Source organism: Amycolatopsis sp. DSM 110486, from assembly GCF_019468465.1.
Taxonomy (GTDB): Bacteria; Actinomycetota; Actinomycetes; order Mycobacteriales; family Pseudonocardiaceae; genus Amycolatopsis.
In genome coordinates, this window is the sequence record NZ_CP080519.1 from 5,707,083 (window position 1) to 5,727,355 (window position 20,273).

The 20,273-nt window shown below is 70.7% G+C and carries 19 protein-coding genes; all 19 read left to right on the forward strand.

Translation table 11 applies throughout. The features are described 5' to 3' along the window. Positions 1 to 65: 65 nt before the first annotated feature. The 19 genes from K1T34_RS27725 to K1T34_RS27815 all read left to right on the forward strand — a co-directional run bounded on the left by K1T34_RS27725 (position 66) and on the right by K1T34_RS27815 (position 20,213). Positions 66 to 1,211 carry a glycoside hydrolase family 27 protein gene (locus K1T34_RS27725; protein ID WP_255638801.1) on the forward strand — a complete coding sequence of 382 codons (1,146 nt, stop codon included), beginning with the start codon at positions 66 to 68 and terminating at the stop codon, positions 1,209 to 1,211. A 209-nt stretch (positions 1,212 to 1,420) separates the two neighbouring features. Beyond that, a complete protein-coding gene (locus K1T34_RS27730) occupies positions 1,421 to 2,230 on the forward strand; it encodes a CoA transferase subunit A (RefSeq protein ID WP_220237714.1) in 810 nt (269 codons plus the stop codon). Next, positions 2,227 to 2,982 (forward strand): CoA-transferase subunit beta, encoded by a 756-nt coding sequence (locus tag K1T34_RS27735; protein ID WP_220237715.1) that lies wholly within the window; start codon positions 2,227 to 2,229, stop codon positions 2,980 to 2,982. Before K1T34_RS27730 ends, K1T34_RS27735 begins: the two co-directional genes overlap by 4 nt. Continuing rightward, positions 2,979 to 4,160, forward strand: coding sequence for a thiolase family protein (locus K1T34_RS27740; RefSeq protein WP_220237716.1), 1,182 nt, complete (start codon positions 2,979 to 2,981; stop codon positions 4,158 to 4,160). The genes K1T34_RS27735 and K1T34_RS27740 overlap by 4 nt, the downstream gene beginning before the upstream one ends. Before the next feature lie 52 nt (positions 4,161 to 4,212). Beyond that, positions 4,213 to 4,947, forward strand: coding sequence for a protocatechuate 3,4-dioxygenase subunit beta (gene pcaH / locus K1T34_RS27745; RefSeq protein ID WP_220237717.1), 735 nt, complete (start codon positions 4,213 to 4,215; stop codon positions 4,945 to 4,947). Continuing rightward, on the forward strand, positions 4,947 to 5,498 hold the full coding sequence (pcaG, locus tag K1T34_RS27750) for a protocatechuate 3,4-dioxygenase subunit alpha (RefSeq protein WP_220237718.1): 552 nt from the start codon (positions 4,947 to 4,949) through the stop codon (positions 5,496 to 5,498). Before pcaH ends, pcaG begins: the two co-directional genes overlap by 1 nt. A 31-nt stretch (positions 5,499 to 5,529) precedes the next feature. Beyond that, entirely contained in the window at positions 5,530 to 6,309 is a 780-nt protein-coding gene (pcaD, locus tag K1T34_RS27755; RefSeq protein ID WP_220237719.1) for a 3-oxoadipate enol-lactonase, read from the forward strand. Next, a complete protein-coding gene (pcaC, locus tag K1T34_RS27760) occupies positions 6,309 to 6,722 on the forward strand; it encodes a 4-carboxymuconolactone decarboxylase (protein ID WP_220237720.1) in 414 nt (137 codons plus the stop codon). The genes pcaD and pcaC overlap by 1 nt, the downstream gene beginning before the upstream one ends. Before the next feature lie 10 nt (positions 6,723 to 6,732). Further along, positions 6,733 to 7,539, forward strand: a complete 807-nt coding sequence (locus K1T34_RS27765) for an IclR family transcriptional regulator C-terminal domain-containing protein (RefSeq protein ID WP_220237721.1) — start codon at positions 6,733 to 6,735, stop codon at positions 7,537 to 7,539. Between the two features lie 172 nt (positions 7,540 to 7,711). Beyond that, entirely contained in the window at positions 7,712 to 8,311 is a 600-nt protein-coding gene (locus K1T34_RS27770; RefSeq protein WP_220237722.1) for an NTP transferase domain-containing protein, read from the forward strand. Then, positions 8,308 to 9,228: a MoxR family ATPase gene (locus K1T34_RS27775; RefSeq protein ID WP_220237723.1), complete on the forward strand. Its 921-nt coding sequence runs from the start codon at positions 8,308 to 8,310 to the stop codon at positions 9,226 to 9,228. The genes K1T34_RS27770 and K1T34_RS27775 overlap by 4 nt, the downstream gene beginning before the upstream one ends. A gap of 877 nt (positions 9,229 to 10,105) precedes the next feature. Beyond that, positions 10,106 to 11,221: a VWA domain-containing protein gene (locus tag K1T34_RS27780; protein ID WP_220237724.1), complete on the forward strand. Its 1,116-nt coding sequence runs from the start codon at positions 10,106 to 10,108 to the stop codon at positions 11,219 to 11,221. Further along, the gene (locus K1T34_RS27785) at positions 11,214 to 12,326 is read left to right on the forward strand and encodes an XdhC/CoxI family protein (protein WP_220237725.1); all 1,113 of its coding nucleotides are present in this window, start codon (positions 11,214 to 11,216) and stop codon (positions 12,324 to 12,326) included. Before K1T34_RS27780 ends, K1T34_RS27785 begins: the two co-directional genes overlap by 8 nt. Before the next feature lie 475 nt (positions 12,327 to 12,801). Next, on the forward strand, positions 12,802 to 13,317 hold the full coding sequence (locus K1T34_RS27790; protein ID WP_220237726.1) for a (2Fe-2S)-binding protein: 516 nt from the start codon (positions 12,802 to 12,804) through the stop codon (positions 13,315 to 13,317). After that, positions 13,317 to 15,755, forward strand: coding sequence for a xanthine dehydrogenase family protein molybdopterin-binding subunit (locus K1T34_RS27795; protein WP_220237727.1), 2,439 nt, complete (start codon positions 13,317 to 13,319; stop codon positions 15,753 to 15,755). The genes K1T34_RS27790 and K1T34_RS27795 overlap by 1 nt, the downstream gene beginning before the upstream one ends. Beyond that, positions 15,752 to 16,606, forward strand: a complete 855-nt coding sequence (locus K1T34_RS27800; protein WP_220237728.1) for a xanthine dehydrogenase family protein subunit M — start codon at positions 15,752 to 15,754, stop codon at positions 16,604 to 16,606. Before K1T34_RS27795 ends, K1T34_RS27800 begins: the two co-directional genes overlap by 4 nt. A 97-nt stretch (positions 16,607 to 16,703) precedes the next feature. Continuing rightward, positions 16,704 to 17,486, forward strand: a complete 783-nt coding sequence (locus K1T34_RS27805) for an SRPBCC family protein (RefSeq protein WP_220237729.1) — start codon at positions 16,704 to 16,706, stop codon at positions 17,484 to 17,486. Positions 17,487 to 17,895: 409 nt separating this feature from the next. Continuing rightward, on the forward strand, positions 17,896 to 19,110 hold the full coding sequence (locus K1T34_RS27810) for a diguanylate cyclase (RefSeq protein ID WP_220247450.1): 1,215 nt from the start codon (positions 17,896 to 17,898) through the stop codon (positions 19,108 to 19,110). Positions 19,111 to 19,154: 44 nt separating this feature from the next. After that, positions 19,155 to 20,213, forward strand: a complete 1,059-nt coding sequence (locus tag K1T34_RS27815) for an NAD(P)-binding domain-containing protein (RefSeq protein WP_220237730.1) — start codon at positions 19,155 to 19,157, stop codon at positions 20,211 to 20,213. Positions 20,214 to 20,273 lie beyond the last annotated feature (60 nt).

Sequence of the window (20,273 nt, forward strand, 5' to 3'; positions counted from 1 at the left end):
CCGTCGACTGTGGACGGTAACCGCCGTCTGCTGAGTACGGCACGAGCTGGCTGGTCGACTCCCACATCCGCGATGCGGCCGACGCCGTGTCGGCCAAGCTCAAATCCGCCGGGGACACGAACATCAACCTCGATGCGGGCTGGAACGCGAACTTCGACTGGGTGTTCCACGGCGACGCCAACGGGATCGCCGACCCCGATCCGGGGCGATTCCCGAACGGTATGGCGCCGCTGGCGTCCTACGTGCACGGAAAGGGCCTGAAGATCGGCCTGTACGCGGCGACCGGGCTCGACAAGGAGGTCTACGACAAGAACGCGCCCATCGTCGCCACGACGTGTCACACGCGCGACATCGTCGTGCTGCCACTCACGCCGTCGAACATGTGGGGCGGCAACTGGAAGGTCGACTACAGCAACCCGTGCGCGCAGAAGTACTACGACTCCGTGGTCGCGAAGTTCGCTTCGTGGGGCGTGGACTTCCTGAAGGTCGACGGCACGACGGCGGACAACGTGCCCGACATCGCCGCGTGGTCGAAGGCGATCGATCACTCCGGGCGCGCGATGTGGCTGACGGCCAGCGCTTGGCCGGTGCCGCGCGAAGCGGGACCGGGGCTGGCGCCGTACGCGAACAGCGTGCGCGTGGACACCGATGTGGAGTGCTACTGCGAGTCGGTGTCTTCGTGGGACAGCTCGGTGAAGAAACGCGGGGACGACCTGCCGGCGTGGCAGGGCGTGTTCAATGCCGGATACCGGCCGGACCTGGACTCGATGCCGATCTCGAACAACACCGGGAGCGGGATCCAGGACGGGCTGAACGACGCCGAGCGGCAGAGCGTGATGACGTTCTGGTCGATGGCGTCTTCGCCGCTGTACGTGGGTGGTGACGTGTACTTCCTGGACGATTCGGCTGTGCGCGTCCTCACGAACCCCGAGGTGATCTCCGTCGACCAGTCGGGCACCTACCCGGCGCAGGTCGCGGGCGGGACGCTGCAGGTGTGGAAGAAGCAGCTGGCCGGCGGGAAGCAGGCGGTGGCGGTCTACAACCTGGGTTCGTCGGCGGCGAGCATCTCGGTGAGCTGGTCGTCGCCGGGGCTGTCGGGTTCGCGCGCGGTGCGTGACCTGGTGGCGCGGGCGGATCTGGGCTCGTTCTCGGGTTCGTGGACGGCGACCGCGGTACCGGCCCACGGGTCGCGGTTGATCACGGTCGGCTGATTTCCTGCTGAAGGCTCCTACCCTGAGATCGTTGGGGGAGGAGCCTTTCTGTGTTTCCGGGTGTTCTCGGGCGGGTTTCGGGGCCTCGCGTCGGGGCGCTGGTTCGTGCTATGTTCATATCAAGAACTTGTGTGCGCGATGCGAACATCGGAGCGAACACTTTACGGTGTTGGCGGGCGCGGTCGAGATCCAGGACGGAAAGGCTCGCGATGGCTAGGGTGCTGTCGCTCGGCGAGGCAGTCGCCGAGCTGGTGCACGACGGGGACACCGTCGCGCTCGAGGGGTTCACGCACCTCATCCCGGTCGAGGCCGGGCACGAGATCATCCGGCAGGGGCGCAAGAACCTCACGCTGGTCCGGATGACCCCCGACATCGTCTACGACCAGCTGATCGGCGCGGGCTGCGCGAGTAAGCTGATCTTCTCGTGGGGCGGCAACCCGGGCGTCGGCTCCCTGCACCGGTTCCGCGACGCCGTGCAGCACAGCTGGCCGGTGCCGCTGGAGATCGAGGAGCACAGCCACGCGGGCATGGCCAACCGCTACGTCGCCGGCGCGTCCGGCCTGCCGTTCGCGGTGCTGCGCGGCTACACGGGCACCGACCTGCCGGCGCAGACGGACACGATCAAGCCGATCACCTGCCCGTTCACCGGTGAGCAGCTCACGGCGGTCCCGGCGCTGAACCCCGACGTCACGATCGTGCACGCGCAACGCGCCGACCGCGCGGGCAACGTGCAGCTGTGGGGCATCGCCGGCGTGCAGAAGGAAGCGGTGCTGGCGGCGAAGCGGTCGCTGGTCACCGTGGAAGAGGTCGTCGACGAGCTGGAGCCGAAGCCGGGCGCGCTCGTGCTGCCCACCTGGGCCGTCACCGCCGTCGCCGAGGTGCCGGGCGGCGCGAAGCCGTCGTACGCCGCGGGCTACTACGAGCGTGACAACTCCGCCTACCAGGCGTGGGACCTGATCGGACGCGACCGCGACGAGTTCACCAAGTGGCTGAACGAGCTGACCGGGGTGAAGGCATGAGCGAGTACACCGCCGACGAGATGATGAGCATCGCCGCGGCGCGCGCGCTCGGCGAGGGCATGTCCTGCTTCGTGGGCATCGGCCTGCCGAGCACCGCCGCCAACCTGGCGCGGCGCACGCACGCGCCGAACCTCACGCTGATCTACGAATCCGGCTGCCTTGGCGCGAAGCCGACCCGGCTGCCGCTGTCGATCGGCGACGGCGAGCTGGCCGACACGGCCGACGCCGTGGTGAGCGTGCCCGAGGTCTTCAACTACTGGCTGCAGCCCGGGCGCATCGACGTCGGCTTCCTCGGCGCGGCGCAGCTCGACAAGTTCGGCAACATCAACACCACCGTGATCGGGTCCGACTACCACGACCCGAAGGTCCGCCTCCCCGGCGCGGGTGGCGCGCCCGAGATCGCCGCCTCCTGCAAGGAGGTGTTCATCGTGCTGCGGCAGAGCCCGCGCGCGTTCGTGGACAAGGTCGACTTCATCACCTCGTTCGGCCACGGCACGGGCAAGGGCGACCGCGAGAAGCTCGGCCTGCCCGGCGCGGGCCCGACGCTGGTGGTCACCGACCTCGGCCTCATGCGGCCCGACCCGGAGACCGCCGAGCTCACACTCACCGAACTGCACCCCGGCATCGAGGTCGAGCAGGCGATCGCGGCCACCGGGTGGAAACTGAAGGTGGCGGCGGACCTCAAGACCACCCCGGCGCCCACCGACGAAGAACTGACCCTGCTCCGATCTCTGAAGAAGGCCGGCGAATGAGCGACGTATTCCTGTTCGACGCGATCCGCACCCCCTTCGGCCGCCACGGCGGCGCGCTGGCGAAGGTGCGTCCCGACGACCTCGCCGCCACCGTGCTGAAGTCGCTCGTCGAGCGCAACGACCTCGATCCGTCCACTGTGGACGAGGTGCTGCTCGGCGACGCCAACGGCGCCGGTGAGGACAACCGCAACGTGGCGCGCATGGCCACGCTGCTCGCGGGCTGGCCGGTGACCGTGCCGGGCGGCACGCTCAACCGGCTGTGCGGCTCGGGTCTCGACGCCGTGATGCAGGCCAGCCGCACGATCCAGGTGGGCGACGCGTCGCTGATCGCCGCCGGTGGCGTGGAGTCCATGAGCCGCGCACCGCTGGTGATGGCCAAGCCGGACAAGGCGTTCCCGGCCGCCAACCAGACGCTGTACAACTCGGCGCTGGGCTGGCGCATGGTCAACCCGGCCATGCCGCAGGAGTACGTGATCTCCAACGGTGACTCCACCGAGTACCTCGCCGAGCGCTACGGCATCACGCGCGAGGAGCAGGACGAGTTCGCGGTGCGCAGCCACGTCAACGCGGCCCGCGCGTGGGACGAGGGCTTCTACGACAACCACGTGGTGCCGGTCGAGGGCGTCGAGCTGACGCGCGACGAGGGCATCCGCCCCGACTCCACCGTGGAGAAGCTGGCGAAGCTGAAGCCGGCGTTCAAGCGCGACGGCGGCACGGTCACGGCCGGCAACTCGTCGCCGATCAACGACGGTGCCTCCGCGCTGCTGCTGGGCGACGAGGCGGCCGGCAAGCGGCTCGGCAAGGCGCCGCTGGCCCGGATCGCCGGCCGGGGTGCGGCGGGCGTCGAGCCCAACGTCTTCGGCGTCGGCCCGGTCCGCGCGGCCGAGATCGCGCTGGAGCGCGCCGGCATCGGGTGGGGCGACGTCGCGGCCGTGGAGCTCAACGAGGCGTTCGCCGCGCAGTCGCTGGCGTGCCTCAAGGAGTGGAAGGAGCTCGACCCCGAGCTCATGAACGTCCACGGCGGGGCCATCGCGATCGGGCACCCGCTCGGCGCGTCGGGCGGCCGGATCCTCGGCACGCTCGCCTACCGGCTGCAGCAGACGGGCGGGCGCTACGGCGTCGCCGCGATCTGCATCGGCGTGGGCCAGGGGCTCGCCGTCGTCCTCGAACGCCAGTGACACCCCTGTTCTGAAAACTGATCCGACACCACCGACCGGATACGGAGGAACTGTGGCCGCTCCCACCGATCTCCGCCTGCCCCGCTACCCGCGGGAGCCGGAGGGGACGAACGCTCCGCTGGACTTCGCGGGGTACGGCTCCACGAAGCTGCGCCACCCGTCGCAGCCGCTCGTGCTGCTCCCGCAGATGCTCACCGAGGTCACCGGGCCGCTGCTCGGCCCGGGCCGCCTCGGCGAGCTCGACAACGACCTCACCCGCCAGCACGACGGCGAGCCTCAGGGCCAGCGCATCATCGTCACCGGCCGGCTGCTCGACGGCGACGGCCGCCCGATCCGCAACTCGCTGGTCGAGATCTGGCAGGCCAACGCGGGTGGGCGCTACCGCCACACCGGCGACCGCTGGCCGTCGCCGATCGACCCGAACTTCTCCGGGCTCGGCCGGGCGCTGACCGACGGCGACGGCCGCTACGAGTTCACCACCATCAAGCCCGGTGCGTACCCGTGGAAGAACCACGACAACGCCTGGCGCCCCGCGCACATCCACTTCTCCGTGTTCGGCTCGGCGTTCACGCAGCGGCTGGTCACGCAGATGTACTTCCCGGAAGACCCGCTGTTCTCGCAGGATCCGATCTTCAACTCGATCCCCGACGAGAAGGCGCGGCAGCGGATGGTCTCGCACTTCAACCTGGAGCGCACGGTGCCGGAGTGGGCGCTGGCGTACGACTTCGACATCGTCGTGCGCGGCAGTGAGCAGTCGGTGTTCGAGGACGAGGAGGACGAGGACTGATGGGCGAGCTGCTCACGACGCCGTCGCAGACCGTCGGCCCGTACCTGTCGATCGGGTTGCCGTGGGAAGACGGGCCGTTCGTGGTGCCCGAGGGCACCCCAGGCGCGTTCTGGATCCGCGGCACCGTCACCGACGGCGCGGGCGAGGTCGTGCCCGACGCCATGATCGAGACCTGGCAGGCCGACCCGAAGGGCGGGTTCGACCACCCGGACGACCCGCGGGGCCGCAGCGAGTCGGGCTTCCGCGCGTTCGGCCGGTGCCCCACCGACAAGAACGGCGAGTACCGCGTCCTCACGCTGCTGCCGGGTGTCCTGCCCGGTGAACAGGGCGAGCAGGCTCGTCACATCGACGTGTCGGTGTTCGCGCGCGGGCTGCTCAACCGGGTCGTCACGCGGATCTACTTCGAAGACCAGGACAACTCGGGCGACGCGGTGCTGGCGAGCGTGCCGGCCGAGCGCCGGAACACGCTCGTGGCGAAGAAGACCGAAGACGGTTACCGCTTCGACGTGCGGCTGCAGGGCGAGGGTGAGACGGTCTTCTTCGCGCTCTGATCGGTTCACTGTCCACTTTGGAGGTACAGGCGTGAGCGGCGTGGCGGTAAACCGGGTCGTCGAGGGTCGCGGCGACGGCCCGGTGGTGGTGTTCTCCAACTCGATCGGCAGCGACCACCGCATGTGGGAGCCGCAGGTGGCGCCGCTCGTCGAGCGCGGCTATCGGGTCGTGCGGTACGACACGCGCGGCCACGGAGCTTCGCCCGTGCCGGACGGCCCGTACGACCTGGCCGATCTGGGCGGTGACGTGCTGGCGCTGCTGGACGACCTGGGCGTGGAGCGGGCGCACCTCGTCGGGCTTTCGCTCGGCGGGATGACCGGGATGTGGCTGGGTGTGCACGCGGCCGAGCGGCTGCGGAGCCTGACGTTGTGCTGCACGTCGGCGAAGCTCGGCCCGCCGCAGGGGTGGGCGGACCGCGCGAAGCTGGTGCGGGCCGAGGGCACCCGCGCCATCGCCGAGGCCGGCGTGGGGCGCTGGGTCACGCCGGCGTACGCGCAGTCGCACCCGGACGAGATGGCGTTCCTGCGCGGGATGATGACCGACTGCCCGGACGAGGGGTACGCGGCCTGCTGCGGCGTGATCGAGCGGATGGACCAGCTGGCCGACCTGCCGAAGATCACCACGCCGACGCTGGTGATCTCCGGCGCCGACGATCCCGCGACACCGCCCGACCCGCACGGCAAGCTCATCGCGGAAGGCATTCCGGGCGCGCGGTTCGAGGTCGTCGCCTCGGCCGCGCACCTGGGCAACTACGAGCAGCCCGCGGAGTTCACGCGGCTGATCCTCGAGCAGATCACGGAGGCAGCGTGATGGTCGACGTTCCGGGCGAGCGTTACGACGCGGGCATGAAGGTGCGCCGCGAGGTGCTGGGCGACGAGCACGTGGACGGGTCGGTGGCCCGGACCACGGAGTTCAGCAAGCCGTTCCAGGAGTACATCACCGAGGCGGCGTGGGGCTCGATCTGGACGCGCGACGGCTTGGACCGCAAGACGCGCAGCTGCATCACGCTGGCCACGCTCACCGCGTTGCACTGCCACGACGAGCTGGCCATGCACGTGCGCGCGGCCGTCCGCAACGGCCTCACCGCCGCGGAGATCCGTGAGGTCCTGATGCACACCGGCGTGTATGCCGGCGTGCCCGCGGCGAACACCGCGATGGGCATCGCCCAGCGCACGCTGGCCGAACTGGGCGAGCCCACCGCGCAGGTCCCCGACGCCGGATAGGGTTCGCCGCATGGACTCCGACGAACCGGCCGAACGCGGCGCGCACCACGTGCAGTCGCTGGAGCGCGGGCTGGCGGTGATCAAGGCCTTCAGCGCCCAGGCACCGCACCCGACGCTCAGCGACGTCGCGCGCATCACGGGCCTCACGCGCGCCGCCGCTCGCCGGTTCCTGCTCACGCTCGTGGATCTCGGCTACGTCCGCACCGACGGCAAGTACTTCTCACTGACCGCGCGCGTGCTCGATCTGGGGTACGCGTACCTGTCGAGCCTGTCGCTTTCGGAGGTCGCGCAGCCGCACCTGGAGAGGCTTTCCGCGCTGGTGCGGGAATCCAGCTCCGTGTCGGTGCTGGAGCCGCCGGACATCGTCTACATCGCGCGCGTGGCGGTTTCACGCATCATGACGGTGAGCATCAACGTCGGCACGCGGTTCCCCGCCTACGCCACGTCCATGGGCCACGTGCTGCTCGCCGACATGTCGGCGGCGGAGCTCGAGGCGTACTTCGTGATCACCGACCTCGACCGCCTCACGTCCCACACCCTCACCGACCGCGCCGCCCTCGAGGCCGAGCTCGCGCAGGTCGCCGAGCAGGGCTGGGCCATGGTCGACCAGGAGCTCGAGGAGGGCCTGCGCTCGGTCGCCGCGCCGATCCGCAACCGCCAGGGCCGCGCGGTCGCCGCCGTGAACATCTCCACGCACGCCAGCCGCACCCCCGCCCACTCCGTCCGCGAAGACCTGGTGCCACCCCTGCTCGACACGGCCCACGCCATCGCCGCCGACCTCGCCGGCTCGAGCCCCGCGCAGGCCGTCCGTGGCTGACCCGCTCACCACCGCTCCCAATGCCGCACCGACCGACTCTCCTCTCGGCCGGCCGAGTGCCGCTGCCCACAAGCAGGCCGACTCTGCGGGAAGTGCCCCGGCAGCCTCGATTGCTGCGAGCGGCGACCCGGAGGCCGCGCCGGCCGAACGACGAACCAGTACGGCTCCGCGCGTGGCCGGGCTGCTGCTCGCTGCCGGGGCGGGGCGGCGGTTCGGTGGGCCGAAGGCGCTGGTCGAGCTGGACGGGGAGCCGTTGGTGCGGCGGGCGTTGCGGACGTTGACTGAGGCCGGCTGCGGCCCGGTGCGGGTGGCGGTGGGGGCGGCGGCGGAGGACGTGATGAAGCTGCTGCCCGACCCGAGCCAGGCGGTCTACGCCGAACGCTGGGAAGGCGGCATGGGTGCGTCGCTGAAGGCGGGGCTGGCGGCGCTCGCCGGGCAGTTCCCGGATGGTGCCGACAGTGCGCCCGTGGCGGTGCTCGTGCACCTGGTGGACCTGCCGTGGGTGCCGGCGGCGGCGTTGGCGCGCGTGGTCGCGAAAGCTTCGCCGACGGCGGTCGCCAGGGCCGCCTACGACGGCGTACCCGGACATCCCGTGCTTTTCGGGCGACGGTGGTGGGGCGAGGTTGCCGAGTCGGCGCAGGGGGACCGCGGGGCGCGGGACTGGCTGCGGGGCCGGGAGGACGTCGTGCTCGTCGAGTGCGGGGATCTGGGCAGCGGCCAGGACGTCGACCGGCCCGCTGACCTGGGGCGGACCCCGAAGACGGCGGGATGACCGGCGCAACCGCGGCTGGGAGCCCTACGATCGGGAGCGTGACCGAGTCCCTCGCCTCGCCCGAAGAGCTCACCGCCGCGCTCGACGCCACCGGGTACCTCGCCGACGAGGGACTGGCGACAGCCGGGTTCCTCGCCCTGCGCCTGCGCCGCCCGTTGTTCTGCGAAGGCGAACCCGGGACGGGCAAGACGTCGCTGGCGCTGGCGCTCTCCGCCGCGCTCGACCTGCCGCTCGTGCGCTTGCAGTGCCACGAGGGCATCGACGCCGCGCAGGCCCTGTACGAATGGGACTTCCCCCGCCAGCTCCTGCACCTGCGCGCCCTCGAAGCCTCCGACGGGGGCCGCCTCGACGCCGAGACGGCCGAGCGCTCGCTCTACACCGAGCGGTTCCTGCTCGCGCGCCCGCTGCTGCAGGCCCTGACCACCGCGCCGTGCGTGCTGCTCGTCGACGAGATCGACCGCGCCGACGACGAGTTCGAAGCGTTCCTGCTGCAGCTGCTCGACGACTACACCGTCACGATCCCCGAGTACGGCGAGGTCCGCGCCGAGCAGCCGCCGCTCGTCGTGCTCACCTCCAACCGCACGCGCGAGGTCCACGACGCCCTCAAGCGCCGCTGCCTCTACCACTGGCTCGAGCACCCCGACCTCGCCCGCGAGATCACCATCCTGCGTCGCCGCATCCCCGGCATCGGCGAAACCCTCGCCCGCCAGGTCGCCGACGCCGTCCACCGCCTCCGCGCCATGGACCTGCTCAAACCCCCGGGCGTCGCCGAATCCCTCGACTGGGCCCGCGCCCTCCTCGCCCTCGACCGCGACGAGCTCGACGCCGCCACCGCGGCCCGCACCCTCGGCGCGGTCCTCAAGTACAGCGAGGACATGGACCGCGTGCGCGCCAAACTGGACACGCTCTTCTCCTGACACCGCCCGCCCGCCTGCCCGCTCGCCGGGGTGCTCGGCGGCGGCGATGCCGGCTCGCGCACGGTCACCTCCACACGCCGCCCGCCAGGCGGTGCGCGGCGGCGGTGACCCCCGCACGGCGCAAGGCCGGCGATTTTCCTGCCGCACCCCGTGCCGACTGCCTCGGCGCAGCGCTCGAACAGCGCCGGCGCCGCCTGCCGCGTTGGGTGGCGCCACCTGGTGATGCCGCGCGAAGCGGTTAGCGCTGTTCCGCGAGGGCGGCGTTGTTGTTCTGCCCCGCCCGAACGTCGACTGCGCTGGCGCGGCGCTCGAACAGTGCCGGGGCCGCCTGCCACGTTAAGTGGCGCCGCGCGGTGGTGCTCGCGCGAGGCGAGGAGCAGCTATCTGTGGCACCACCGTTCCGGGAACGTGGTGCAGCACTTGCCCGATCAGTCCACTGTGGACCCCAGGTTAATTGCGTTGACCGGACCACTACCCGCGAGTCATGCTTTTCCCATCACCGCGACAGAAGCAGCCGAGAGGAGGAAGACCGTGCGGATGACCGAGATCGATCGCGCAGCCGCGGTCTTCCCCGTGCTCTGACCTGGCAGCCGACCGGTACTGATACCCCGGCACCGAACTCCGGCACCGAAACGGCCCTGCCCCACGCCGACCGCGCCAACCGCGGCATTGAAGCGCGTAACCGCACCCCAGAACCACCAGCACCCGAAGCTCTCGATCTTTCCCCAAGCCTCCGTGCGCCCGCCCTCCCGCTACCTTGGGCGGTCGCTGCGCGGAGCCGCCGAGCGCGCGCGTCGTCCCGGGGGAGGGGCGGCGTGCGCGCCCGCGCGTGGCAGGCGAAATCCCGCCGCGGGCGAAACCGTTGCACAATGGGGGCATGGACACCGAGGTCGCCGATCCGCTGGCCGGGTTTGCCGGGTTCGCGGCGGCCCTGCGAGAGGCGGGCGTGGCGTGCGATGCGCGCCGCGTGCAGGCGTACCTGGCGGCCGTCGCGGAGGTGGACATCGCGGAGCCCACGCAGCTGTACTGGGCCGGCCGGCTCACGCTGTGCTCCGATCCCGACGACCTGCCGCGCTACGAAGAAGCGTTCGCCCGCTGGTTCGACGGCGACGAGACCCGCCGCGGCACCCAGGCCGCCCCCGCGCAGAAGCGCGCCCGCATCGCGCCGCTGACCTCCGACACCGGCGGCAGCGGCGAAAGCGACGAAGAGCCCGACAGTCTCAAAGTCGCCGCCAGTGACCACGAAGTGTTGCGCCACCGCGACCTCGCCGAGCTCACCAAGGCCGAGCGCGAGCACCTGCGCGAGCTCCTGGCCACCCTCAAACCGGTTCCGCCGCAACGTCGGGCGGCGCGCCGCCGCCCCGCCCACCGCGGCCGGCTGGACCCCGCCCGCACGCTGCGCGCCATGCTCGCCGACGGCGGCGAACCCATCCGCCTCATCCACAGCCGCCGCGGTACTCGCCCGCGGAAAACGGTGCTGCTCATCGACGTCTCCGGTTCGATGAGCCCCTACGCCGACGCGTTACTGCGCTTCGCCCACGTGCTCACCAGGTCCGCGCCGGCCAGCGTCGAAGTCTTCACCCTCGGCACGCGCATGACGCGGGTGTCGCGCCAGCTGCGGCAGCGCGACCCGGAGCAGGCCATGCTCGCCGCCGGCAACGCGGTGCCCGATTTCGCCGGTGGCACGCGCCTCGGCGAGACGCTTCGGGTGTTCCTCGACCGCTGGGGTCAGCGCGGCATCGCGCGCCGCTCCGTGGTCACCGTGTTCTCCGACGGCTGGGAACGCGGCGACGTGATGCTGCTGTCCGAGCAGCTCGGCAGGCTGCGCCGGCTCGCGCACGCCGTATTCTGGGTTAATCCGCACGCGGGGCGGGAAGGGTACGCTCCGGTCCAGTCGGGCATCGTGGCCGCCTTGCCCCACATCGACCGGTTGCTGGCCGGGCACAGCCTGGCGACGTTGGAACGATTGCTCGGGGAGATTGCCGATGCGTGACGTACTGGACGACGTGTACCGCCGCTGGCTGGCGGGCGAGACGGTGGGCCTGGGCACGGTGGTGGCCACGTTCTCGTCGGCGCCGCGGTCACCGGGTGCGTCGATGGTGGTGGCGCCGGACGGCACCGTGGCCGGCAGCGTGTCCGGCGGGTGCGTCGAGGGTGCCGTGTACGAGCTGGCCCAGGACGTGGTCACCGACCGCAAGCCCGTGCTGCAGCGCTACGGCGTGACCGACGACGACGCCTTCGCCGTGGGCCTGACCTGCGGCGGGATCATCGACATCTACGTGGAGCACCTCGACCGCGAGTCGATGCCGGAGCTGGACCAGGTCGTGGCCTCGGTGCGCAGCGGCGAGCCCGTGGCCATTGTCACGATCGTCGAGCACGAGACGCCCGGCCTGGTCGGCGAGCGCATGATCGTGTGGCCGGACCGCGTCGAGGGTTCGCTCGGCTCTTCGCGCATGGACGACGCAGTGGCCGACGACGCGCGCGGCCTGCTGGCCAGCGGCCGCACCGGCACCCTGCGCTACGGGCCGGATGGCCAGCGTCGCGGCGAGGGCATGGCGGTGTTCGTGAACTCGTTCGAACCGCCGCCGCGGCTGCTCGTGTTCGGCGCCATCGACTTCGCCGCCGCCATGGCGCGCATGGGCGCCTACCTCGGCTACCAGGTCACGGTGTGCGACGCGCGGCCCGTGTTCGCCACCAGCAGCCGCTTCCCCGACGCGCACGAGGTCGTGGTCGACTGGCCCCACCGCTACCTCGCCGCCGAGGCCGAGGCCGGCCGCATCGACAGCCGCACCGCGATCGCCGTGCTCACGCACGACCCGAAGTTCGACGTGCCGCTGCTGGAGATCGCGCTGCGGCTCGACGTCGGCTACGTCGGCGCCATGGGCTCGCGCAAGACCCACGACGACCGGTTCTCCCGGCTGCGCGAAGCCGGCATCACCGAGCCGGAGCTGGAGCGGCTCTCGTCGCCGATCGGCCTGGACCTGGGTGCGCGCACGCCCGAGGAGACCGCCGTGTCGATCGCGGCGGAGATCATTTCGCTGCGCTGGAGCGGAACCGGACGACGATTGGCCGCTCTGTCCGGCCGGATCCACAACTGAGCGTTTTTCAGAAAGTCCCGCACGCCACGGTGTGCGGGACTTTCTCATGAGCCCGCACCTGCGGAGACAATAGCCTGTAAAATCCGCATCTGCAGTAAAAAATCCACTGTGGACCCGAATTTGCGGTGAATCACGAGCAATTCTCAAGCGACTCGACGCGCAGTGGGCGAATGACCGGAAATCCCCTTGCCCAGGCAGAAGTCGACCATGTCGCGACCGTCCATCTGAGACTTGGGTGAGTTTTGCCGCCGGGTGGAAAAATCACTCTAACGGAGGTCCGCATTTGCGGAATGGCCCTGCGCATAAGCGTGCAGATGCGGGAGCACGGCCCGGATGTACGACATCAGGACTTGTCCGCGCGCGAGAGGAGTAGCAGGCTCGCCTGTGAGGCCGATCACGATCGACCTTGGCCGTTCCCGAACCGGCCCGCCGGCCCCACCCGGGTCAGGCGGGCATTTGCTCTTGGAGGCCTTTGATGCGCATCACCGTCACCGTCGACGGCACGAAGTACACCGATGAGGTGGAGCCCCGCACACTTCTTGTCCATTACCTGCGGGAACGCGTCGGGAAGGTGGGCACGGTCGTCGGCTGCGACACGAGCAACTGCGGCGCGTGCACCGTCCACCTCGACGGTCATAGCGTGAAGTCCTGCTCCGTGCTCGCCGTCCAGGCCGACGGCAGCGAGGTCACCACCGTCGAAGGGCTCGCCCGCGACGGGCAGCTCCACCCCGTGCAGAAGGCGTTCCGCGACAACCACGCCCTGCAGTGCGGGTTCTGCACGCCCGGCATGATCATGGCGTCGATCGACCTGCTGGCCGACAACCCCGACCCCGACGAGAAGGCCGTGCGCGAAGGCCTCGAAGGAAATCTCTGCCGCTGCACCGGGTACCAGAACATCGTGCGCGCAGTGCGCGACGCCGCGCACCACATGAGCCCGGGCGCCGGACCCGAGGCCGAGCAGATCAAGCACGTCGGCGTGGGTGGTGAGTGATGACCGCGACCATTGAGCCGGAAGTCGGAAAATCCCGTCTCCGCAAGGAAGACGAGCGGCTGATCACCGGCCGCACGCGCTGGACCGACAACATCGTGCTGCCGGGCATGCTGCACCTCGCCGTGCTGCGCAGCCCGATGGCGCACGCGAAGATCGTGTCCCTGGACGTTTCGGCGGCCAAGGACTCACCCGGCGTCGTCGCGGTCTACACCGCGAAGGACCTGGACCCGGACGGCTCGATCGGCATGCCGTGCGCGTGGCCGATCACGCCGGACATGAAGGCGCCGCGCCGGCCGGTCCTGGCGGACGGCCAGGTCAACTTCGCCGGTGAAGGCATCGCGGTGGTGGTCGCGCGCTCCGCGGCCGAAGCTCACGACGCGCTCGAAGCGATCGACGTCGAGTACGACGAGCTGCCCGTGGTCCTCGACATGGAGGCCGCGCTCGCCGAGGGCGCGCCGCTCGTGCACGAGGACCTCGGCACCAACAAGAACGCGTTCTGGGTCTTCGACTCGGGTGAAGCGGGTACCGGCGGCAGCGTCGAGGACGCCATCTCGTCGTCGGAGATCGTGGTCAAGCGCCGCTTCCGCCAGCAGCGGCTGGTACCGGCGTTCATGGAGCCGCGCGCGTGCGTGGTCGACCCGACGGGCGCGCAGCTCACGATGTGGTCGGCTACGCAGATCCCGCACATTCTGCGGGTGATGACGGCGCTGACGCTGGGCATCCCGGAGCACAAATTGCGTGTGATCGCCCCCGACGTCGGCGGCGGTTTCGGCGGCAAGATCGGTGTGCTGCCGGAAGAGATGATGACCGTGCTGATCGCGCAGAAACTCGGCAAGCCGGTGAAGTGGAACGAGTCCCGGTCCGAGACGATGGTCACCGCACATCACGGCCGCGACCAGATCCAGGACATCACGATCTCCGCCAACGCCGACGGCACTGTCACGGGGCTCAAGGTCGAACTGCTTGCCGACATGGGCGCCTACAACGGACTCGTCGGTCCCGGGGTGCCGATCCTCGGCGCGTTCATGTTCAACGCCATCTACAAGTTCCCGGCGTACCACTTCGCCTGCACGAACGTGTTCACCACCACGACGATCACCGACGCCTACCGTGGTGCCGGGCGGCCGGAGGCGACGTTCGGGGTCGAGCGGATCATGGACGAGCTCGCCGACGAGCTCGGCATGGACCCGATGGAGCTGCGCGAGAAGAACTGGATCAAGCACGAGGAGTTCCCGTTCACCACGGTGGCCGGGCTGACCTACGACTCGGGCAACTACGAGGCGGCCACCGCGAAGGCCAAGGAGCTCTTCGACTACGACGGCCTGCGGCGCGAGCAGGCGCAGCGACGTGAATCGAACGACCCGGTGCAGCTCGGCATCGGCATCTCCACGTTCACGGAGATGTGCGGCCTCGCGCCGTCGCGGGTGCTCGGCTCGCTGGACTACGGGGCCGGTGGCTGGGAGTACGCGTCGATGCGCATGCTGCCGACCGGCAAGGTCGAGGTCACCAGCGGCGCCTCCGCGCACGGCCAGGGGCACGAGACGGCGTGGAGCCAGATCGTGGCCGACCAGCTGGGCGTCCCGTTCGAGGATGTCGAGATCCTGCACGGCGACACGCAGTCCTCGCACAAGGGCATGGACACCTACGGCTCGCGTTCGCTGGTGGTCGGCGGCGTCGCCGTCATCAAGGCCGCCGAGAAGGTGATCGCGAAGGCCAAGCCGATCGCCGCGCACATGCTCGAGTGCGCCGAGGACGACCTCGAGTTCGCGGGTGGCAAGTTCACCGTGAAGGGCACGGACTCGTCGACGACGCTGCAGGACGTCGCGCTCGCTGTGTTCGCCGCGCACGACCTGCCGGATGGGATCGAGCCGTCACTCGACTCCGACGCCACGTTCGACCCGGAGAACTTCTCGTTCCCGCACGGCACGCACCTGTGCGCGGCCGAAGTGGACACGGAGACGGGCAGCATCAAGCTGCGCTCGTACGTGTGCGTGGACGACGTCGGTGTGGCGGTGAACCCGCTGATCGTCGAAGGCCAGGTGCACGGCGGGCTCGCGCAGGGCATTGCGCAGGCGCTGTTCGAGGAGGCCGTGCACGACGAGAGCGGCACGCTCACCACAGGCACGTTCGCCGACTACCTGCTGCCGTCGGCGGCCGACCTGCCCTCGTTCACGACGGCGCGGACCGAAACGCCGTCGACCACGAACCCGTTGGGCGCCAAGGGCGTCGGCGAGGCGGGCACGATCGCCTCGACGCCGGCGGTGGTCAACGCGGTGATCGACGCCGTGCGCCACTTCGGCGTGAACGACATCGAGATGCCGCTGACGCCGATGCGCGTGTGGCACGCCGTCCAGCACGGAACCACGGACGCCGGGGGAGCCGGCTCGGAGGCCGGTGGCGGCCTCGGTTCGATCGACACCTCCGGAGGTGCCCAGTGATCCCGGCCCCGTTCGAGTACGTGGCTCCGTCCAGTGTCGACGAAGCCGTGCAGGCGCTCGCGGCGGCGGGCGAGGACGCCAAGGTGCTGGCGGGCGGGCAGAGCCTGCTGCCGGTGCTGCGGATGCGCCTCGCCGCGCCGAGCACGATCGTGGACCTCGGCAAGATCGCCGAGCTGCGCGGTGTGCGCGAGGACGGCGAAGCCCTCGTGATCGGCGCGATGACCACGCACTACGACGTGCAGCGCGACGCTTTGGTCGCCGAGCACGCTGCCCTGATCAAGGCGGCGACCGACACCGTGGCCGACCCGCAGGTGCGCCACCGGGGCACGTTCGGCGGCTCCATCGCGCACGCCGACCCGGCGGGCGATCTGCTGGCTCCGGTGCTCGCGCTCGACGCCTCGCTGGTGATCGCCGGGCCCAACGGGCGGCGCACGCTCGGCGCGGCGGAGTTCTTCCAGGACTTCTTCACCACCGCGCTGGCGCCCGACGAGCTGCTCGTCGAGGTGCGGCTGCCCAAGCACACGGGTTGGCGCGCGCACTACGAGAAGTTCAACCGGGTGGCGCAGGCGTGGTCGATGGTCGCCGTCGCGGCCACCGTCCGCACCGAGGGCGGTGTGATCGAGGAGGCCCGCGTGGCGCTCACGAACATGGGCTCGACGCCTGTGCGGGCCGTCGCCGTGGAGCAAGCGTTGGTGGGCGCTTCGGCGAACGCCGACGTGATCCGCGCGGCCGCCGCGCACGCCGCCGACGGCACGAACCCGGCAGCGGACGGCAACTCCGACGTCGAGTACCGGCAGCACCTCGCGCGGGTGCTCACGGGCCGTGCCCTGACGGCTGCTGTCGGAGCCTGATGTCCATGAGGCCCACCTTTCGACCGCCGACGGTCGTAAGGTGGGCCTCATCGGCTTCGGCCGAGACCGGCTTTGATGAAGGAGAGGAGGTCGGCCCGTGCGGCTCGACCACGAATTCACCGTCCCAGCACCCCTCGAGGAGGTCTGGCAGGCCGTCATCGACCCCGAGCGCGTCGCCCCGTGCATGCCGGGGGCAGCGCTCACGAAGGTGGAAGGCGACTCCTTCACAGGCACGGTGAAGGTCAAGCTGGGCCCGATCTCGTTGCTGTACAAGGGCTCCGGCGAGTTCCTCGAAAAGGACGAAGCGGCCAGGAAGGTCGTCATCAAGGCCTCCGGCAAGGACTCCCGCGGCGGCGGCACCGCGGCGGCCACCGTGACGGTGACCCTGAGCTCCGTCGACGGCGGCACCCACGGCGCGGTGGCCAGCGACATCGCGATCACGGGCCGCCCGGCACAGTTCGGGCGCGGCCTGATCTCGGAGGTGGGCGGCAAACTGCTGGACACCTTCGCCGGCAACCTGGCCGACTCACTGCGAACGGACTCCGGAGCGAGTGCTGGTGCTCCTGGTTCAGCCGCGGCGTCGGCCGGCTCGGGCTCGGTTTCGACCGCGCAGGCGGCCGCGGCTGCCCCGGCCGCCGAAGCGGCCGCGAAGGGCGACCTCGCCGAACAATCCGCCGCCGACACCGCCGAAGCCGGCTCACCGGCCTCGAAGCCCCAGCTCCGCAGCGTCTCGTCCGGCGGCTCGACCGGCGAAACCGAACCCATCGACCTCCTGGACTACGCGGGCCAGTCCGTGGCCAAACGCCTCATCCCGGTCGCCGCGGGCGCCGCGGTGCTGTTCGTGGTCTTCATGATCATCCGGGCGCTGCGCCGCCGCTGACCGCCTGGCCTAGCTCGGCTGCTCAACTGGACTCGGCACGGCCGAGTAGCGAGAAGCAGGAAGGTGTAGCCAGGCGCGAGCCGGCGCCGGCGAGGCACTCGGCGTGGCGCCCGGCCACGCAGCCAGGCATAAGCACTCGCGAGCCGAGCCGAGCCGAGCCGAGCCGAGCCGAGCCGGCCACGGCCTGACCCGACCTCAGACCTTGCCCACCCGCTCTACTCTCACCATGTCCGCAGGGCAGAGGACCTCCGGGAATTCCCCCGGTCCGGCGACGGCGGAGGGTTGACCGGCTACCCTGGGCCACCTCGTCGGCCGAAGGGGCGTCACGATGCTGGGAGCGGGTCCCCGGGGCGTCCGGGGTGCGCTGGCGGCGTGGCGGGAGTGGGACGGCCTGCCGTCGCGGTGGGGGATGTGGGTGGTGGCGCGGCGGAGGTGGATCGCGTATGCCGTGGTTTGTGAGCTCGCCGCCGTGACGGCCGTGGTGGTCGGGTTCGCGACCGACTTCGGGGGCACAGTCCAGGTCGGGTGGTTCGCGACGCTCGTCGTGCTGGGTATCGCGCAGGCCGAGATGTCGCGCAGGATCGAGCGGTTGCGGCGGTGGATGAGCGGCCAGACGCACATCAACGTCACCTCCGTCTGGTACCTCGCGGGCGCCTTCCTGTTGCCGCCCGCGTGGGTGGCGTTGCTGGCGCTCGTCCTCTACCTGCACCTGTGGCTGAGGGTCTGGCGCAGCGTGCGTACGCGGCCCGCACACCGGTTCCTCGCCAGCACGGCGTGGGCGATGCTCAGCTGCTTCGCGGCGTCCTCCGTGCTCACCATCGACCACCTCAACGACGCGACCCTCAACACGTGGCACGGCATGCTCGCCCTCGTCGCGGCGGCGGCCGTGTTCGAGGTGGTCAACATGGCGCTGGTCGCCGCCGGGATCTACCTCTACACGGGCAGCCGCCAGGCCGCGGACCTCCTCGGCACGTGGGAGGACAACGCGTTCGAGATCGCCACGCTGTGCCTCGGCGGCCTCGCCTCGCTTGCCCTCGTGGCGCAACCGGTGCTCGTCGTCTTCGTGGTGGCGCCGCTGCTTCTGCTGCACCGCTACCTGCTTCTGAAACAGCAACTGCAGGTCGCCGCCGTCACGGACGAGAAGACCGGCCTGCTCAACACTGCCGGGTGGCACGACCTCGCCACGCGCGAGTTCACCCGGGCCCGAAGGCGAGGGCCGGGCAGTGAGTTCGCCGTCCTGATGATCGACCTCGACCATTTCAAGCGCATCAACGACACCTACGGCCACCTCACCGGCGACGAGGTCCTCGCCGCCGTCGCTGTGGCGATCGAGGACGCCGTGCGCCAGAGCGACACGGTCGGGCGGTTCGGGGGCGAGGAGTTCGTGGTGCTGCTGCCGGCCACCGGCGGCACGCCCGTGCTCGCCATCGCCGAGCGCGTGCGCGTCGCGGTGGGGGAGCTGGGTGTGGTGGTCGGCGGGACCGCGCAGGTCAGCGGCTTGTCGGTGTCCGTCGGCGTCGCCGGGTACCCCGACGCGGGCGACACGCTCGACCAGGTGCTGCGCTCGGCCGACGCCGCCCTCTACCGAGCCAAGGACGCGGGGCGCAACCGCGTCGCCGTGTGAGTCACCGCTCGAAATACGCGCTTTGCCAAGTTGTTGAACGTTGTATGAGTGCGGATCACGAGACCGACGTCGTGGTGATCGGGGCGGGGCAGGCGGGGCTGTCGGCGGCGTACCACCTGCGCCGCGCGGGACTCGCCAACGAGAGCGGCTTCGTGGTCCTCGACCACGGCAAACGGCCCGGCGGCGCGTGGCAGTACCGCTGGCCTTCACTGGTCGTCGGCAAGGTCCACGGCATCCACGACCTGCCCGGCATGGCCTTCGGCACGCCCGACACGACCAAGCCCGCCAGTGAGGTCGTGTCCGAGTACTTCGGCCGCTTCGAGAAGACCTTTGACCTCCCCGTGCACCGCCCGGTCGACGTCACGGCCGTGCGCAAAACCGGCGACCGCCTGCTGGTCGAGACCCCCGCCGAGACGTGGGCCGCGCGCGCCGTGGTGAGTGCGACGGGCACGTGGGACCGCCCGTTCTGGCCGCACTACCCGGGGCAGGAGACGTTCGCCGGCCGCCAGCTGCACACCGCCGACTACACCGGCGCCGAGGAGTTCCGCGGCCGCCGCGTGGTCGTGGTCGGCGGCGGTACTTCGGCCGTGCAGCTGCTGATGGAGATCGGGCCCGTCGCGAGGTCGACCACCTGGGTCACCCGCCGGCCGCCGATTTGGCACGACCAGGACTTCAACGAGGACTGGGGTCGCCAAGCCGTCGCGAAGGTGGAGCGGCGGGTGGCGGAAGGGCTGCCACCGCAGAGCGTCGTGAGCGTCACCGACCTCGCCGTGACGCCCGAGGTGCGGGCCGCGGAGGCCGCCGGGTACCTCGACCGCAAGCCGATGTTCGACCACCTCGTGCCCGAAGGCGTCGTCTGGGCCGACGGCACCTTCGAACCCGCGGACCTGATCCTCTGGGCCACCGGCTTCCGCGCCTCGATCGACCACCTCGCGCCCCTGCACCTGCGCGCTCCCGGCGGCGGCATCCGCATCGACGGCACGCGCGTGGTCGCCGAACCGCGCCTGCACCTCGTGGGCTACGGGCCCTCGGCCAGCACCGTCGGCGCCAACCGCGCCGGGCGCGCCGCCGTGCAGGAGATCCGCCGGTACCTCGGCCTCTGAACTCGACAACTCCATACGACGTAAAGTATCGTCGGCTCCAATCGCTTACAACGTAAAGAG

Excerpts from the sequence above, each read along its gene's own strand:
- K1T34_RS27775 (WP_220237723.1), top strand. The coding sequence starts at position 8,308 with ATGACCGGCGCAACCGCGGCTGGGAGCCCTACGATCGGGAGCGTGACC.
- K1T34_RS27740 (WP_220237716.1), top strand. The coding sequence starts at position 2,979 with ATGAGCGACGTATTCCTGTTCGACGCGATCCGCACCCCCTTCGGCCGC.
- K1T34_RS27795 (WP_220237727.1), top strand. The coding sequence starts at position 13,317 with ATGACCGCGACCATTGAGCCGGAAGTCGGAAAATCCCGTCTCCGCAAG.
- K1T34_RS27730 (WP_220237714.1), top strand. The coding sequence starts at position 1,421 with ATGGCTAGGGTGCTGTCGCTCGGCGAGGCAGTCGCCGAGCTGGTGCAC.
- K1T34_RS27780 (WP_220237724.1), top strand. The coding sequence starts at position 10,106 with ATGGACACCGAGGTCGCCGATCCGCTGGCCGGGTTTGCCGGGTTCGCG.
- K1T34_RS27810 (WP_220247450.1), top strand. The coding sequence starts at position 17,896 with ATGTGGGTGGTGGCGCGGCGGAGGTGGATCGCGTATGCCGTGGTTTGT.
- K1T34_RS27785 (WP_220237725.1), top strand. The coding sequence starts at position 11,214 with ATGCGTGACGTACTGGACGACGTGTACCGCCGCTGGCTGGCGGGCGAG.
- K1T34_RS27790 (WP_220237726.1), top strand. The coding sequence starts at position 12,802 with ATGCGCATCACCGTCACCGTCGACGGCACGAAGTACACCGATGAGGTG.
- K1T34_RS27815 (WP_220237730.1), top strand. The coding sequence starts at position 19,155 with ATGAGTGCGGATCACGAGACCGACGTCGTGGTGATCGGGGCGGGGCAG.
- K1T34_RS27735 (WP_220237715.1), top strand. The coding sequence starts at position 2,227 with ATGAGCGAGTACACCGCCGACGAGATGATGAGCATCGCCGCGGCGCGC.
- pcaC (WP_220237720.1), top strand. The coding sequence starts at position 6,309 with ATGGTCGACGTTCCGGGCGAGCGTTACGACGCGGGCATGAAGGTGCGC.
- K1T34_RS27765 (WP_220237721.1), top strand. The coding sequence starts at position 6,733 with ATGGACTCCGACGAACCGGCCGAACGCGGCGCGCACCACGTGCAGTCG.
- pcaG (WP_220237718.1), top strand. The coding sequence starts at position 4,947 with ATGGGCGAGCTGCTCACGACGCCGTCGCAGACCGTCGGCCCGTACCTG.